Source organism: Atopobium sp. oral taxon 416, from assembly GCF_018128285.1.
Lineage (GTDB): Bacteria > Actinomycetota > Coriobacteriia > Coriobacteriales > Atopobiaceae > Olsenella_L.
The window spans coordinates 2,092,506-2,107,079 of the sequence record NZ_CP072380.1 but is presented as its reverse complement, the minus strand read 5'-3'; the positions used below and the strand labels follow the sequence as shown (position 1 = coordinate 2,107,079).

Here is a 14,574-nt window from a genome sequence, read left to right as displayed (position 1 = left end):
GCCATCGAAGCCGCTAACAAAGGCTTACAGTTCTGTAAGCTTGGTTCCTTCGTCGAAGCGTGAGCGCTCCTGCGGGAAAGCGATCTCGAAGGCCGTGCCTTTCCCTTCCTTCGAGCACACGGTGACAGAAAGGCCCATCTTCTGGCAGAGGGTCCGGACAAGGAAGAGTCCCATACCGGTCGCCTTGCTGTGGCTTCGCCCGTTCTTGCCGGTAAAGCTCCGCTCAAAGATGCGGGGAAGGTCTGCCGCCGATATCCCACAGCCGTTGTCAGCAATCCGGAGCACGGCATGCTCCTGGGCTGTGCCTGCCTCCTCGGTGCGTGCCGCAAACGAGATCTGGGGCGTCCGTCCGTCATGTGCCTCGTCCGCGCGGTACTTCACGGCGTTGTCGATGAGCTGCCCCACGATGAAGTCCATCCACTTTGGGTCGCAGATAAGGATGGGAGAGGTGCCATCTTTTTCTGTGAGGCCCGACATATCAACTGCCATATGCGCCTCAATGAGCGTGCGGGCACGGGAGCGCACAGCTTCCTTCACGAGCTCGTCAGCAGGAATGCTCCGGACCAGGTAGTCTTTTTCGACCGAGGTACTCCTTGCATAGTAGAGCGCCTGCTCGACATAGGCATCGATGCGGCTGATCTCGCGGGAGACAGCTGCTGTATCGGGTGCGTCAGTATTTGCAAGCATGAGACGCACGGCAGCAAGTGGCGTCTTGATCTCGTGCACCCAGGTCTCCACATACTGGTGGTATTCCTCGACTGCTGCCTCTGCCTCGTGGCTTTCTGCCTGGGCAGTACGCACGAGGCTTTGGATAGCCTGCCAGGAGAGCTCTCCTTCGGGATAGCTTGGCTCCTCGATATTCCGTGCATAGGCGAGGGTATCTGGCCCTTCGTCTGCGAGCTCTTCGAGGTCGTGTGTGAACTGGCGGCTCCGTGCATAGCCCCAGAGGAGGGGCGCTGCTTCGAGGATGGCAGCAATGATGAGGATAAGGATCATGCCGTCGGTGCTCACGCCGAGGGGCGGAAGCAGGACTGCCAAGGCTGCAAGGAGCACGAGACTTGCGATAAGGCGCAGTGCATGGCTTCTGATGTAGGTCGCGAAACTCATGTCTGCTCCAGTCTCAGGGCATAGCCCTGGCCACGGAATGTGACGACAGCAGACTTGAGTCCCAGGCGCGAGAGCGTTTGGCGGAGCCTGTTCACGTTCACGGTAAGGGTATTGTCGTCGACAAAGGCATCGCTTGTCCAGAGGGATTCCATGAGGTCTTCGCGGGAACAGATCCCGCCTTTTTTTCTCATGAGCTGCTCGAGAATCCGGAGTTCGTTTCGCGAGAGCTCAACGGTCTTACCCTCGTAGCTTGCCTCCGAGCGCACGGTATCGAGTGCGAGGCCGCCATCAGAGAGTACAGCTGAAGGTGCCTGGCTCTTGCCACGGCGCAGGAGTGCTTCGAGGTGTGCGAGGATGAGCTGCGGGTTGGCAGACTTCTGGACAAAGCTGTCTGCTCCCATCGTGAGGGCCATGAGCTCATCGAGCTCGGAGGTGCGGTTCGTGAGCACCATGAGGGGGATTTTGCTCTCCTGCCTGAGCGCCCTGGTCACATACTGGCCATCTGTGCCAGGAAGGCCAAGATCCAGGACCACGGCGTCAGGCTCTGCGTCGAGGATATCCTCCGGCAGATGGTCGAAGCGCTCAAGTGCTTCGACTTCATGCCCTACATGCTCGAGCAGGAGCACGAGCTGTGAACGTACGGCAGGGTCGTCCTCGACCAGGCAAATTTTTGCCATGTCTCCCTCCTTGGCTCGCTTCTTCCTATCTACCTTAGCGCAAAAAGGCAGAAGCACGCTTGTGCCACGCGGGTGGACGGCGCCGCTTTCTGGGGTTCTGTAAGGTATCAAACAAGGGCTTTCAGTGAAAACGACACTAGGGAAGCGATGATTAATTCCCAATAATGTGCCAAAGTGGACCAGCCACGTGGCCTTTCGCGGCCGGCATAGGCATTAATCATCGTTTCCCTAGGGAAACGATGTGAGGCTCTCCTGCAACCTCTGGGGCACCTGCTGCGATAGTGCCTTGCCACTCTTAAAGGTGAGATGTACTCGTGAGAAGGCTTTGCAACAAGAAAGGATGCCACACATGCGCTAGCTGAATTCATTGAGGGCTACTACAACAGAAAACGTCCCCACTCAACGATCAACAACAAAATTCCAGCGAAGGTAGTAGATGCTTTCTTTGAAAGAACGAAACCTATATCAGAAGAGGACCAGATATCACCATCCAATGCAATGCAGCGGCAGATTGTCAAGCTGAGTGCAACATCTCCCTAAAGACCTCGTTGGCTGTCCTGTATCCAAGGACCTTCCTCGCCCTGTCACAGATCAGCTCTACTACATGCTACACCTCCTCGTTTGTGACCTTTCCGAAGTCGCTGCCCTTAGAGGAAGAACTCGCGGATGAGCCCGTTGGTGTTCTTAACTGTTAGCTTCTGCCATAGATGGTGGGGGTCGCAGAAGTAGACCTGCACGCCTCAAAGGGCATCTGTGAGCCCTGTATGCCCTGCGAGCTGCTTGCCCCTATCCGGGGTGAGCGTCTTAAGGGGACGTCCCTGCAGCAGCCCGAAGGCGGCCTTAGAGACGCTTCCGCTGTCGTGGTGGCATCTTCTCGCGGCAAGCAGCCTCGATGCCCTGTCGGCAAGCACGAGCAGGCACACGGGTCCCGCTGCCACGAGCGTGTCGTCTGCCCACTCGCTGAGACGAGATCTCTCATCGGCCTGCTTGGGCCTTTCCTTTACGCTGTGTAAGATCTCGATCTTGCCTTTGGTCTTGACCCTGTTAGACCACTGTGGATATAGGGAAGCGAAAAGATGTCACGGGGTAACCCTACAATCGGGTTCGACCAAGAAACCGACCTGAAGAAGACCCCGCATACTCGACATGATACGACAACTAGCAAAGTGGCTGACTCGCAAGGAGAAGGTCGCACTTACCGCCGACCTCAAGCAGATGATAGCCGAGAAGCTAACATTGCAGGCCGACAAGTCCGCCACATGCCCGCACTGCGGATGCCCTGAGTTCACCAGGCACGGGCACGACGGCGTCTACCAGACCACCAGGAGAGGCTACGTGGGTATGCCGATTGCGTTTCCTAAGTACTGGGAGCAGGCGATATGACCTCATATCCACAGTGGTCTAACAGAGTTTTGGTCTTAGGCCTCTTGCTGCAGATTCGCTTCCCCTTCCTGCGCAGATGTTGCCTGCCTGCTTGGGGCTTGGGGGACCAACGCTCCTCCACGATGAGCGAGCGCAGGGTCTGATGCCTCCTTCTCGGCTTTTCCCTGCCGTGAGCGGGCTTGCGCCCTCCTTTGGGGCGGCGCAGGCGCTAAAGCGTTTGTACCGCTCGGTTTTCTCGACCTTGTGGCAGACGCTGGATTTGTCCTTGCCGATCTTGCGCGCGATGTATCCGATGAAGCTTCCCTTCTGCCACACAGCTCGGCTATGCAGTTCCTCTCCTGTGGGCTTGAGATGCTTGTAGTAGCACATTCCTTCTAGCTTTCGACGTTGATTGAGACAACCAACATCGTAGCCTTCCAGAGTGCGCCACAACTCTGTGGAGCTGGGCTATCCTGTTGCACTCAGAATGCTAATCCACCGTCCGAAATATTGGCACAGTCCAACCTGCCACGAGGCAGAGCGGAGCGATCACGATCATGTTCCGCAAGATAGAGCTTCTGAATTTCTGCCATGCTTCTATGTGCCAGTTCCTTCCCACCAAATATGTGAGCTCCATTATCGTGCCAGCTCACGCTTCACAACACAACGTCATAGAATGTACAAGCAATAGAGATCTTCGGGCACCTTCCGTATTCGGGTACCTGCATGAAAAGGGGCTGCCCGGCGGGTGCCGGACAGCCCGGAAGGTTGGTATGTACTGCGAGGTCAGTTCGGGAGCCTGCCTTTGAGCTCCGAGATCTTGGTAGCATCCCGCCTCTCGTCGAGAAGCGCCATCGCGTTCTTCGCTGCATCCCAGTCGCTCTGAGCGCCCGTGCGCTCGGCTCGATCGAAGAGTACCTCGACCGTCGCATAGGCTGCCTTCACGAGCGCATGGTCTGACGCAAGGACGTGTCCTTGCGTCTCCTCTTCCGTGGCGACGAGCCTGAACTTGTCATGTGCCATCTCGGAGAGAAGCTGCGTATAGGTGCAGGAAAGGTCTTGCCCGCCTGTGTCCATGCCCATCTCGACGAGCTGGGGCACGAATCCCAGGGTCGATGATGTGTACCAGTTCCCATCGAAGGTGTTGTGGTTGGCTTCCGGGTCGGTCACAGGGGAGTCAATCTTGTTCGTGAGGTAGACGATCACGAGGTCCTGGGAAGGATCAATCATCGTGAGCGTGCCGGTCCAGCCTTGATGTCCGATTGTGTTGGAGGATGATTCGGTCCCGAAGTACCAGGCGCGCTGCATGTCGCCCTCGCGCCACCAGCCGAGGCCCCACTTCGCTGAGGTATCGTCTTCCTTCTTCGGTGCCGTGAATGTATCTATCACATCGTGGGAGAAGTAGGAGTTCGTGCCATAGCCGCCCGTGAGCATGACGGAAGCGAGCTTTGCGAGGTCGGTCGCATTGGCGAAGAGGCCTGCATGTCCCGAGACGCCCGCCATCGCATAGTAAGCCTTCTCGTCGTGGACCTCGCCCTGGATCGTGCCGGTGCGCACGCCAGTGAAGGAGATGGCACCGTCGCGGGTATTGCCGTTAAGTTCGGTCGCGGCGCAGTCATCCTTCGCAAAGCCATGCTCGAGCGGCTGGTAGGTGATATGTGAGAGCCCCATCGGATTCCAGAAGGTCTCTTTGAGGAAGGTATTGAGGTCCTCTCCGGTCGTCTTTTCGATGATGAAGCCAAGAAGCATGTAGTCGACATCGGAGTAGACAGTCTTCGTTCCCGGCTCATACATGAGTGGCGTCATGCAGATGGACTCGAGCGTCTTTTCCCTCGTGGCTTCTGTGCCGTCAGAGCCCGAGTAGAGGACATTTGCCGTATCGGGGTCTGGCTTCTGTGTGACTTGGTTGAAGCGGTCGTTGTGGTACTGCGGGTCTGCGGGGAAGCCCGCCTGGTGGCGGAGGATATCGCGGACTGTGAGCTCAGACTTCCACTGCTTCACTGTATCGAGGCCTGGATCTTCGTATCCGTCGTAGGCGATATCGATCGTGTCGTCCATGAACTCAGGGCCGATGATATCTGAGATCTTCTGGTCGAGATCGAAGCCTTCGTTTGCCACGAGATATTGGAGGGCATAGTTCACGGAGTACATCTTCGTGTTCGAGGCAAGGTCGTAGAGCGTATCGTTCGTGACATCGGCAGAGTCGGTTTTCGAAGTCCCATCCTGGCTGTAGGAGACGAGCTTTCCCCAAGCATTCTGGTAGACGAGGCGTCCATCCTTCACGATCGCGATCTGGGCACTCGTGAAGCCTTCATCGATGTCTGCCTGCACGATGTCAGAGATTGCATCCACGGCATCCTGGCTGATTCCGGCATCTTCCAAGCTCCCGTCGAGGACCGTGGGATAGGGGACATGCACGGTGATGGCGGACTCTGTATCGTGAGGCTCAATACCTGTGACCGTGAGATTGTTCGTGCCATCCCGTGCGATGTTCGAGATATCGACGGCGTAGGTCCCGCCTGCCTCCATGGAGGAGGTATCGATTGCGTGGTTGTTGATGGAGAGATTGAAGTCCGAGACACCGTCTGCCACGCTCACATAGATCGTGCCTTGGCCATGGTAGTCCTTGAAGCTGTACATGCTGTTGAGCGCCAGCGTGTCATCCGTGTATCCTGCCCAGTCAGGGAAAGACACCTCTGCCTGCCAGCTGCCTTGCGGAAGCTTGCTCGATGTGACCTGAATATCAGGTCCTGCGGTTGCTTCGACCCGCGCAGACTTTCCCGAGCAGGCAGCAAGCGACGAGGCAAGCGCAAGTGCTGCAAGTACGCCGAGAGCACGTTTCATATGTTTCATAGCTTCTCCTTCAAGGCCACAGGTGCGGCTTTGCAATGGCAGGGTCTGAGACAGGGCAAAAACTCTATCTTTGTGGTGTTTTGTCACGCTTCGCACAGTGTTTGGCTTCAGTATAGGAAGATGAACCACCCTTTCAACAGGTCCTGGACGTCCTGGAACATCGTTTCAAAACTTGGCAGATTCGCTGATGGAGGCCATTCGTTCATGCCTCCATCTGGCCTCCTGATGTGAAGTTTGACTGCCTTTCGTCTCTCTGTGCACTATGAGCTCTATAACCATGGGCTTATGCAGAGCCTCGTGTACGAGGGGACTCTCAGGATGTGTGAGGGAGCCGATACAGAGGAGCTGGAATCCCTGTGGCCAGCAGTACACGAAAGCTCACCTCTCTGAGCTGCAACCTGAAACAGCCGAGCTTCAAGAAGAAGGTGCAGCTTCAGGCCTTCACCGGCGTACAGCCTAAGGATTGCGCGGGGCGCAATCCCATGAGCAGAGATACAGTCATGGACATCTGCAAGGACCTTGTTCGACATGCGCCCGAACTCGAAGAACCCCGCTGCGACTTCTGCCAGAAGACAGGACAAAACGAGGGCATCTACCTCTATATGAAGTTGCGCTACGGCAAGAAGAAGCCCGTGATTCCTCAACCCGCTGTGTCTGTGGCAGCGCAGCCTGCAGATAGGTCGGTCACGCTTCAGCCCAAGAAGAAGCGCGCAAGCCACAAGAAGACACCCTCTTCGTCCAAGAGCGAGACGGCAGCAGAAGAAGTTGTTTCCACACCTGCTCTCCAGCACCGAAGGTGCTTACCGAGGAGGAGAAGGCTGCAGCAGAGCTCAGACGTCAGCAGTGCATGGTCGCACGCGAGTACGACAAGGGCTCCTGGTGTTAAGCAATCTGTTGCCTGCAGCTCAATCTGAATAGATGGAATGAATGGGTCCCATATCTCGGGACACAGAGACCTATTATCTTTGAACAGCAGGGGAAGGGAGTTCTCTGCCGTGAATGCTTATCGGGGGAAGGCAGCGCTCAGAGCAGAGGTGCGCTCCTCGATGACAGGCCCCATAAGCCTGAGCTCTGTCTCTCTACAGCCATTTCTTTTGGCAAAGATCTTCCAGTCCCGTGCAGCCCTGGTAACGCTGGCAACTGAGCGAGATGCAGCGGCAGCAGAAAGCCCACAGACCTCTGCCAGCTCTTTCATCCCGTCGATTTCGCCCTTCCCGGTCTCGCCGAAGATCGAGGTAACTCTCCTTCGCGTCGTATCGGGGTTGATGTTCACGTCGAAGACAGGTGCCAGGACCCATTGGCCACCTCTTCGCAAGAATCCAAGATTGCGCAGGTGGTCATCGGTATTGTGCAGGGCGACAGAGAGCGCAATGTGTCTGAACAGTGCTTCAAGCTCAGGAATAGGCTTCTCGCACCAATCAGACAAAGCATCGGCGACATCTGCATAGTCGTTCTGCGAGCCATCGCGAGCACCTATGAGCGACATGGCGCTCAGGTAGGGAAGCCTTGGGCCATCCATGCGGGAGCCAGTACGATCGAAGCGCTCGAGTACGAGGGCGGAGTCTGTGCCGAGACGTATGAGACGTACTTTTGGCACTTCGAGTCCGGCAGCGTTGGCGACATCGAGGCTTGTCTTCTCCCATGCCATGACATCCCAGCTGTCTTCAGGATGGGAGAACTTTGCAAGAAGGAGTCTGCCTTCGTCTGTGACAGAAGCCTTTGGTCGGGCACCTCCGAGTGAGCCCGACCCAGCATCGAGCAGTTCCTCGATCTCTTCTGTGCCCGCGCTGCCGAGCGACACCTTATTCGATGCACTGAGAAGACGTTTGAGCTCGACGAGAGGAGGTACATTCTCGTGAAGCGATTGGAAACCAGTGGTTTCAGGGATACGGAAGCGCAGTGCGCCCTGTCTTGATGCATCGTAGACACCGAGGAGATAGTCGACTTTATCCAGGGTTCGTGGTCTCTGTTCCAGTGTGGTAGCTTCATTCAGCATGCGGCGGTCTATGAGATGACGACCCCAGCGGTCCGGTATGGAGTCCCTGAGAGCTCCTGGAAGCCCTTCGCAGAAGCCTGCTGCATCACGGAGTGGAAGCGATGGATCTATTGCATAAGCATCTGTGCGGGCAAGATAGGTATCGTCGTAGCTGAATGCAGAAGTCAGCCGTCCTCTTCTGAGACTGAATCGACAGGTCCCTATAAATATGTCTCCGGATACGCTGGACGCATATACATAGATAGTAGGCGTCATTTATTTGCTCCTAACCCGCTGCGGGAGTGTCTGGTCTGCCCTGATGCGCCCCAGATCCGTTTCATACGGATCTGTCGCTTCCACTACCGCATCGAGTGTCGAGAGAGCACGGCACGCATTAAGGAATGTCTCGAAGCTGACAGTGGGGTCTCCGTTCTCGAGGCGAGAAATGGTCGCGCGTGAGACAGCGGCTTTGTCGGCAAGGCCCTGAGAGGTAAACCCATAGAGCTTCCTCCATGTCGCAATGTTCTCGCCGATCTGTCTTGCGGCAAGCTTCGTCTTTATCGTTGTTGGTCTCTTCATAGTATTAACGTCCAAGATATGTTACACAAACATTTTTAGTGTCTCATATTATAAATGTTAAAGAGAGTTTCTGCATTATTTGACAGCTGCTTGATATATCGGTATGAGCGCATCTATGCAGAAAGTGGTGCCCTGGCAGAGAAGCTGATTGTCCCGCCATAGCGTTTGGTTAATAGTTTCCCAATCTACCGGACTATAGCTAGCCGGCAGGTAATGGACTCTTCCGCGGACGACCACGCGGACGTTTCGGCTTCATAGTTGCCGGGTCCTTCGGCTTGGGCTTGCGTCCACGCTTCTTAGGTTCTGGTTTTGGAGCCGGCTTGGATAATCCAAGAGCCTCCAGCTCAGCAAATACGGCGTTGAGGGTATGTACCCAGCAGCCGTCGTCTGTTGCTGGTTCGGCCGGGGAATCCATCAGTCTCCATGCAGAGGAAAGGTCGTCCATCAGTTCTGCATAGGACATGTTATCGAGAAGGCCTACTTTCCCTGCCTTCCTGATGATCCTGCAGGTGGCAACTGTAGAGAGGAAGTTGATGAACTCGCTTCCCATCACAGAAAAGTCGCCCTGGCAGTTGGTGTGGTCCAGGCATTCATCGTTCTTGTAACGGTTGAATACCACTTTCAGAAGCCACCGGTCATCATAGCAAAGGTAAGCAGTCTTTAGATCAAGGTCCTGATCGGATTCCAAGACGATCACACTAAAGAGGTCCTTCTTGATGGCGTACTTCTCGGGTGAAAAGGTATTTTTCTTCTGTGCGTTTGCCAGGTAAGAAGCCTCTTCGCAGCCTGCTTTCTTGGTGTCCTTGAAGGCATACAGGAACCGCCTGCCCTTGATCTGTTTCTTTCTGTAGACGACATGTGCATCAATTCCATCAAGGATGCCTTCAAAAGAAAGGCTCTTCGCTACTTATGGTGGGTAGCATATCTGCATCCCCTTGAGCATGTGGCCTTTGAACGGTAGGATTTTCCCCGACAGGAGGCTGCGTTCCTAAGGTGCGATATGGATGTTCAGGCAGGGATGCTAGCAAGGCTCTTTAAGAGGTCGATGGGACTCAGCGACGAGTGGGAGCTCTGCGATGTCTGGTTTAAGGAGCGCGAGGAAGCGCAAGATAAGCTCCATGTGAGGGTGGCCCACAGGAAAGGGCCAGGCAGTCGAGTGTCCCGTCTGCCACAGGATGTGCGGCACCTGTGACACGCACGAGAGGACCTGGAGACACCTCGACATCTGGCAGTACGAGACCATCGTGCACTGCGCGCTGCCCAGGGCCGACTGCCCCAAGGACGGTGTGCATGCCACAAGGATGCCCTGAAAGGTGCGGCCGAAGACGCACTTCACGGCGCTCTTCGAGGCGCAGGTGATAAGTGATGGCGCTCTTTGGCATGAGCGTGGAGGCGATAGCGCAGCAGCTGCACGATACAGCCCACGCGCATATGGAGGCTGCTGGGCAAGGCCGTGGCCGAGGCGAGGGATGCCGCCGACTACTCGGATGTCGTGCGCGTAGGGATAGACGACACCGCCCGCAAGCGCAACCAAAGCTACATCAGCATCATAGCCAACCTCGACTGTCAGCGTGCCTGAGCCGTCACGCAGGGCAGGGACAAGGGCGCCTTAGGCAGGCTCTGCGGCGAGCTTAAGGAGCACAGGAGGGGACCGCACGAAGGTCTTAGAGGTCACGCGCGACATGGCTTAAGGCATACTCGCTTGGCGTAGCTGCAGAGATGCCCCAGGCCACACAGAGCGTGGGACAGCTTCCATGTGGTGCAGCTCCTGATGAGGGCGACAGACCCTGTGAGGTGCCAAGAGAGGCGCGAGTCCGCCGAGAAGCACAAGGCAGCTTGCCCAGACGAAGTACGTATGGCTGAAGAAGAAGGAGTCGCTCACAAAGCGCCAGCTCGCCAAGAGGGAGGAGCTCGACCCCGCGAAGACCCATCTCAGGGAGGCACGCGCCTGCCAGATAGCAGAGGCGCTGCAGGACGTCTATTCATGCGCAGACAGAAAATCGGCGGCCAGGGCCCCAGAGCGCCTCTGCTCGTGGATGATGCACTCTGCCGTGGCCGAGATGAAGAGCGTGGCGAGGACTCTCAGGAAGGAGTGGGAAGGGATCCTCAACTGGTGGAGGAGGGGATCTACCAACTCGTTCCTGGAAGGCTTCAACTCGGTGGTCCAGTCGGTCCGCAGCGCCGCCAGGGGCTTCAGGAGCATCACCTACTTCAGGACGATGATCTTGCTCAGGCTAGGCCGTCTGGACTTCACGGCCCAGAAGAAGCTGGCATGCGCTACCCACTAGAAACAGCGAAGAGCCCGATTTTGGAGGTCGCGCCTATGGGTGAACTTTGCCAGCTATTGAAGGGATTCCTCGAAGCTCTTGATCCTCTCGTGCTCGTGGAGGGCCTTGTTCGATCCACAATCGACCTGGTCGAGGAGGTGAGGAGGCGAAAGGAGGAGCATAAGCATTGAACAGATAGTGTAGAGGGGAATACGGCCCGGTTGCAGTTCACAGCCGGGCCGTTGAACCATTGGTATTGCGCCGCCCGCAGAACCTGTCGACAGCAGGTACGGACATCGCTGGCGCTGCTTTGTATATGCCCCTTACTGAGTGGGTTCAGGTTGATGAGGACCGTCGCAACCAACTACTCATTGCATGTTGAACAGGCAGGAAGCAATGAAGGACACTGGCATAAAGATGGATTCCCTGGAAGGTCTGCCTGCCTGTATGCTCTGCTGCCAGCTTCATGCGTGCTTGCCAACAGTTCTGATTGAACTTTCTTTCTAAACGGCCAGTGCAGTGACTTTGGGAAGAGCTGAGGGGTCAAATGTCTTGAGATCATAGGTGGTCTGGAGCTTCATCCAGAATTCGGGCGTCGTGCTCAGCGCTTCGGCAAGCAGCCATGCCATCTCGACCGTGATGACCCGCTTCCCGTTCACGATTTCCGAGACTGCCGATTCCGATTTGCCGATTGCCTTTGCAAGCCGATACTGGCTGATGCCAAGCGGCTCAAGAAATTCTTCCTTGAGAATCTCGCCCGGGATGCTCATAAGGTCACACATGGTAGTCAACGAACTCGACCTCCTTCGCTTCGCCGTTGCTCCACTTGAAGCATAGACGCCACCGCCGGTTTACCCTGATGCTGTATTGGCCCTTTCTATCTCCTGCGAGGGCTTCGAGCCGATTGCCTGGAGGAACTTTCAGGTCGTCCAATACGCAAGCAGCGTCCAGAATCTGCAGCTTGCGCATCAACGCCCTGCGTACATCCGAGGGGACTCTCCTGGGTGTGAAGTTTGTACCCTCCCAAAAGTCTCGTATGTCAGCGTCACGAAATTCCAATGGTGGCTCCTGTACTTCCGGATAACAGAAGTATCACATAGCAGAGATATTAGGTCAAGGTGTCAGAAGAAAAGTATCCTGCAGCCTTGCGGGATTCAATTTCGGACTTCATCCGAACGGCTACAGAGGTCAGCTACACCTGCGCGGATAGGTGGTGGAACCTGTATGGTGGTGGCTGGAGAACTCCATCCCGAGGCTGTAAGGCGAAAGAGGGAGCAATATGGCAGGCGGACGGGGAACATTGAATCTGACAGCATCGTTACCGTCTGGGTTCTGATAACTGGCATCTACAATTTGTAGCTACAAGATGGCTGTGACGGCATGGCACGGACAGAAGGATCCTCAAATGACGCGAAGGCTTACAGGCTGCAGTGCATCTGAGGTTGCAGGCTTCACGAAGGGAGAAAAGCTTCAGTCCCTGGCCGGCTGCGAAGGCAAGGCCATGACAGCAGAGACCATTGGCAGCGTGGCACCTCTTCTGGGCGATGTCTCGAATGCGGAGCTTGCAAGCGCTCTGGGAGCAGACATCGTGCTCCTGAACCTCTCCGACATCCTGCATTCAGAGATAGAGGGGCTTCCCGAGCATGCGCCGGAAGATGCCATACGCTTTGTGAAGAAGCTGACAGGCAGGCTCATTGGCATCAATCTGGAGCCAGCGGCAGGAGGGGCCGGCGGCGCGGACAATATCTGGCACATGACGGAAGGCAGGCGGGCAACGGCAGAGAATGCCAGACATGCACTCGATATGGGTGTGGACCTCATCGTCGTGACAGGAAATCCCGGCATAGGCGTCTCGAACGAGGATATCTGCACTGCGCTCAAGGAGCTCAGCAGTGCTGTGGGCAAGGATGTGATTCTCGTTGCAGGCAAGATGCATGCCTCCGGGGTTCTCTCAGAGAGCGGCAGGGGAGTGCTCACGCCTGAAGAGGTATGTGCCTTCGCAGAGGCTGATGCTGACATCACCCTCATGCCTGCACCGGGTACTGTGCCAGGTATGACAGAGGAGGTCGTGGCAGAGCTCGTGCAGGAGACGCATGCACAGGGCAAGTTGGCTCTTTCCTCCATCGGGACAAGTCAGGAAGGTGCCGATGTGCAGACCATCAGAAGCATTGCGCTCATGAGCAAGATGGTTGGGGCCGATATCCACCACATCGGGGATTCGGGCTATACTGGCATCGCGGTCCCCGAGAACATCATTGCCTACTCAGAGACCATTTGTGGACGCAGGTATACGCTGAGGAGCATGGCAAGATCGCGCCTGAGATAGATGAGGGCAGGGAAAGGGGGAGCGATAGGCTTCCTTAAAAGACACTTCTCATCATGAGGAAGACAGCCACGGCTCAAGCTATGGCCGTCTTCGGTGTGCCTGCAACTGCGATTGCATCATCCGATCCATCGAGCTGGCTCTCTCTGGTCACGTCCGTAAAGTGGTGTAAATAGAGGAACGAGCCAGAGGCTCGGGTTCCAAGTATCATTTGCCATCGCCAGAGAACAAGAAGACTTGAAGGCCCGAACATGGCTCAGATCAATATCACACTTAACCAGGACGAGATAATGCGGCTGCTCGAAGATTCCAGTGGGGAGGCGTTCAAGCTCATGCTGCAAAAGTCGCTCAACGCCCATCTGAGGGCGGAGTCGGCCGAGCAGATCGGCGCGGGGCGCTTGCGAGCGCGCCGACAGCCGCAACGGCACGAGGCAGCGCAACGTGCCCTTCAAGACCATGGTGTTCGACAACTACAAGCGCAGCGAGGCCGCCCTTGTGACCACCATGGCGAAGATGGTCTTGGGCAGCGCTTCGACGGCGAAGGTGGGCAAGCTCATAGAGACGATCTGCGACAGGGGCTTGCCCGACTCGACGGTCGCCGAGGCCTGCGCGCAGCTCGAGGGGGCCGTCGAGGAGTTCCGCACGCGGCGCATCGAGGGCGACTAGCTGTTCGTCATGGTGGACGCGACCTACCTCAAGGTCAGAGTCGACCACAGGATCCGCCCGATGGCGCTCATGATCGCGATGGGGATGACCAGGGACGCGATGAAGGAGCTCATAGGGTTTAGGCTTAAGGCCTGCGAGTCGCGCGAGACCTGGGGGAGGTTCCTCTCCTCGCTGCACGCCCGAGGGCTTTCGGGCTCAAGCATGTCCTTCTCCGACGCCCACGAGGGGCTCGTGCTCGCTCTGCAGGAGGTCTACCCCGACGTGCCCTGGCAGCGCTTTCAGGCGCACTTCTCGCGCAACGTCTCCGACGCGGCCCCCAAGCGGCTGCGGGCGTGCCTTTGCTTAGAGCTCATGGAGATGTTCAACTGCGCCACGCTTAAGGAGGCCAGGGCACACCGCGACGAGATCGCCGCGGAGGCGCCCGAGGCGCTGGCGCGCCTGGACGCCGGGTTTAAGGACGCGATGACGCTCATGGCCCTCCCGCTGGCGACACGCAGCTGCACCAGGACGTCGAACTACCTCGAGAGGCTCAACGTCAAGGTGAAGCGCCGGGCGAAGGTCATCGGCGTGTTCTTGAGTAAGGGCTCGCTAATAAGGCTCGTCGGGACCTACCTCATCGAGGAGAATGACAGGTGGGCCGCCAAGAGCAAGCAGTACTGGCTGCCGGCGGTCGAGGAGCTATGAGAGGAGGAAGGGGGATCTCGAGGAGATAGCCCGCACACAGCGGCGGATGAGGCTCGCTTCGTGGCGGCTCGCAGGGGCGTT

17 protein-coding genes and 3 pseudogenes are annotated in these 14,574 nt (G+C 56.9%); 9 read left to right on the top strand and 11 right to left on the bottom strand.

Going from position 1 to position 14,574, the window contains the following annotated elements; genetic code table 11:
• Positions 1-24: 24 nt before the first annotated feature.
• From J4859_RS11035 to J4859_RS11025, 3 genes are all read right to left on the bottom strand, one after another.
• The gene (locus J4859_RS11035; RefSeq protein WP_212329826.1) at positions 25-1,107 is read right to left on the bottom strand and encodes a HAMP domain-containing sensor histidine kinase; all 1,083 of its coding nucleotides are present in this window, start codon (positions 1,105-1,107) and stop codon (positions 25-27) included.
• Positions 1,104-1,784, bottom strand: a complete 681-nt coding sequence (locus J4859_RS11030) for a response regulator transcription factor (protein ID WP_212329824.1) — start codon at positions 1,782-1,784, stop codon at positions 1,104-1,106. The genes J4859_RS11035 and J4859_RS11030 overlap by 4 nt, the downstream gene beginning before the upstream one ends.
• A 740-nt stretch (positions 1,785-2,524) precedes the next feature.
• Entirely contained in the window at positions 2,525-2,722 is a 198-nt protein-coding gene (locus J4859_RS11025; RefSeq protein ID WP_212329822.1) for a hypothetical protein, read from the bottom strand.
• A gap of 208 nt (positions 2,723-2,930) precedes the next feature.
• Here J4859_RS11025 and J4859_RS11020 point away from each other — a divergent pair, with 208 nt between their 5' ends.
• On the top strand, positions 2,931-3,167 hold the full coding sequence (locus J4859_RS11020; RefSeq protein WP_212329820.1) for a hypothetical protein: 237 nt from the start codon (positions 2,931-2,933) through the stop codon (positions 3,165-3,167).
• A gap of 18 nt (positions 3,168-3,185) precedes the next feature.
• Here the strand turns inward: J4859_RS11020 and J4859_RS11015 are convergent, their stop codons facing one another.
• Both J4859_RS11015 and pbp4b read right to left on the bottom strand, forming a co-directional pair.
• Entirely contained in the window at positions 3,186-3,536 is a 351-nt protein-coding gene (locus tag J4859_RS11015) for a hypothetical protein (protein WP_212329819.1), read from the bottom strand.
• 396 nt (positions 3,537-3,932) lie between these two features.
• Positions 3,933-5,999: a penicillin binding protein PBP4B gene (gene pbp4b / locus J4859_RS11010; protein ID WP_212329818.1), complete on the bottom strand. Its 2,067-nt coding sequence runs from the start codon at positions 5,997-5,999 to the stop codon at positions 3,933-3,935.
• Positions 6,000-6,355: 356 nt separating this feature from the next.
• Between pbp4b and J4859_RS11005 the strand changes: the two genes are divergently transcribed.
• Complete coding sequence (locus tag J4859_RS11005; RefSeq protein WP_212329817.1) at positions 6,356-6,913, top strand: hypothetical protein; 558 nt, start codon at positions 6,356-6,358, stop codon at positions 6,911-6,913.
• 89 nt (positions 6,914-7,002) lie between these two features.
• Here the strand turns inward: J4859_RS11005 and J4859_RS11000 are convergent, their stop codons facing one another.
• The 4 genes and pseudogenes from J4859_RS11000 to J4859_RS10990 form a co-directional block, all read right to left on the bottom strand.
• Positions 7,003-7,995: a type II toxin-antitoxin system HipA family toxin gene (locus J4859_RS11000; RefSeq protein ID WP_249113612.1), complete on the bottom strand. Its 993-nt coding sequence runs from the start codon at positions 7,993-7,995 to the stop codon at positions 7,003-7,005.
• Between the two features lie 9 nt (positions 7,996-8,004).
• A pseudogene (locus J4859_RS17810) lies at positions 8,005-8,250 on the bottom strand (HipA N-terminal domain-containing protein); the annotation flags it as partial.
• Positions 8,251-8,553: a helix-turn-helix domain-containing protein gene (locus J4859_RS10995; RefSeq protein ID WP_212329815.1), complete on the bottom strand. Its 303-nt coding sequence runs from the start codon at positions 8,551-8,553 to the stop codon at positions 8,251-8,253.
• Positions 8,554-8,752: 199 nt separating this feature from the next.
• The gene (locus J4859_RS10990; RefSeq protein WP_212329814.1) at positions 8,753-9,250 is read right to left on the bottom strand and encodes a hypothetical protein; all 498 of its coding nucleotides are present in this window, start codon (positions 9,248-9,250) and stop codon (positions 8,753-8,755) included.
• A 348-nt stretch (positions 9,251-9,598) separates the two neighbouring features.
• On the opposite strand from J4859_RS10990, the gene J4859_RS10985 reads away from it, so the two are divergent.
• The 5 genes and pseudogenes from J4859_RS10985 (at position 9,599) to J4859_RS17035 (ending at position 11,011) form a co-directional block, all read left to right on the top strand.
• Complete coding sequence (locus J4859_RS10985) at positions 9,599-9,745, top strand: hypothetical protein (RefSeq protein ID WP_212329812.1); 147 nt, start codon at positions 9,599-9,601, stop codon at positions 9,743-9,745.
• Positions 9,729-9,863, top strand: coding sequence for a transposase family protein (locus J4859_RS17805; protein ID WP_212329810.1), 135 nt, complete (start codon positions 9,729-9,731; stop codon positions 9,861-9,863). The genes J4859_RS10985 and J4859_RS17805 overlap by 17 nt, the downstream gene beginning before the upstream one ends.
• Before the next feature lie 143 nt (positions 9,864-10,006).
• On the top strand, positions 10,007-10,132 hold the full coding sequence (locus tag J4859_RS17040) for a hypothetical protein (protein ID WP_256436726.1): 126 nt from the start codon (positions 10,007-10,009) through the stop codon (positions 10,130-10,132).
• A 253-nt stretch (positions 10,133-10,385) separates the two neighbouring features.
• Positions 10,386-10,841, top strand: a pseudogene (locus J4859_RS10975) (transposase); the annotation flags it as partial.
• Between the two features lie 35 nt (positions 10,842-10,876).
• On the top strand, positions 10,877-11,011 hold the full coding sequence (locus tag J4859_RS17035) for a hypothetical protein (protein ID WP_256436725.1): 135 nt from the start codon (positions 10,877-10,879) through the stop codon (positions 11,009-11,011).
• A 312-nt stretch (positions 11,012-11,323) separates the two neighbouring features.
• Here J4859_RS17035 and J4859_RS10970 read toward each other — a convergent pair whose 3' ends face one another.
• Positions 11,324-11,602, bottom strand: a complete 279-nt coding sequence (locus J4859_RS10970; protein WP_249113611.1) for a HigA family addiction module antitoxin — start codon at positions 11,600-11,602, stop codon at positions 11,324-11,326.
• A complete protein-coding gene (locus J4859_RS10965) occupies positions 11,595-11,879 on the bottom strand; it encodes a type II toxin-antitoxin system RelE/ParE family toxin (RefSeq protein WP_212329806.1) in 285 nt (94 codons plus the stop codon). The genes J4859_RS10970 and J4859_RS10965 overlap by 8 nt, the downstream gene beginning before the upstream one ends.
• Positions 11,880-12,186: 307 nt before the next feature.
• Between J4859_RS10965 and J4859_RS10960 the strand changes: the two genes are divergently transcribed.
• Both J4859_RS10960 and J4859_RS10950 read left to right on the top strand, forming a co-directional pair.
• Positions 12,187-13,146 carry a haloacid dehalogenase-like hydrolase gene (locus tag J4859_RS10960; RefSeq protein WP_249113610.1) on the top strand — a complete coding sequence of 320 codons (960 nt, stop codon included), beginning with the start codon at positions 12,187-12,189 and terminating at the stop codon, positions 13,144-13,146.
• A 453-nt stretch (positions 13,147-13,599) separates the two neighbouring features.
• Positions 13,600-14,493 (top strand): annotated as a pseudogene (locus tag J4859_RS10950) (transposase).
• Positions 14,494-14,574 lie beyond the last annotated feature (81 nt).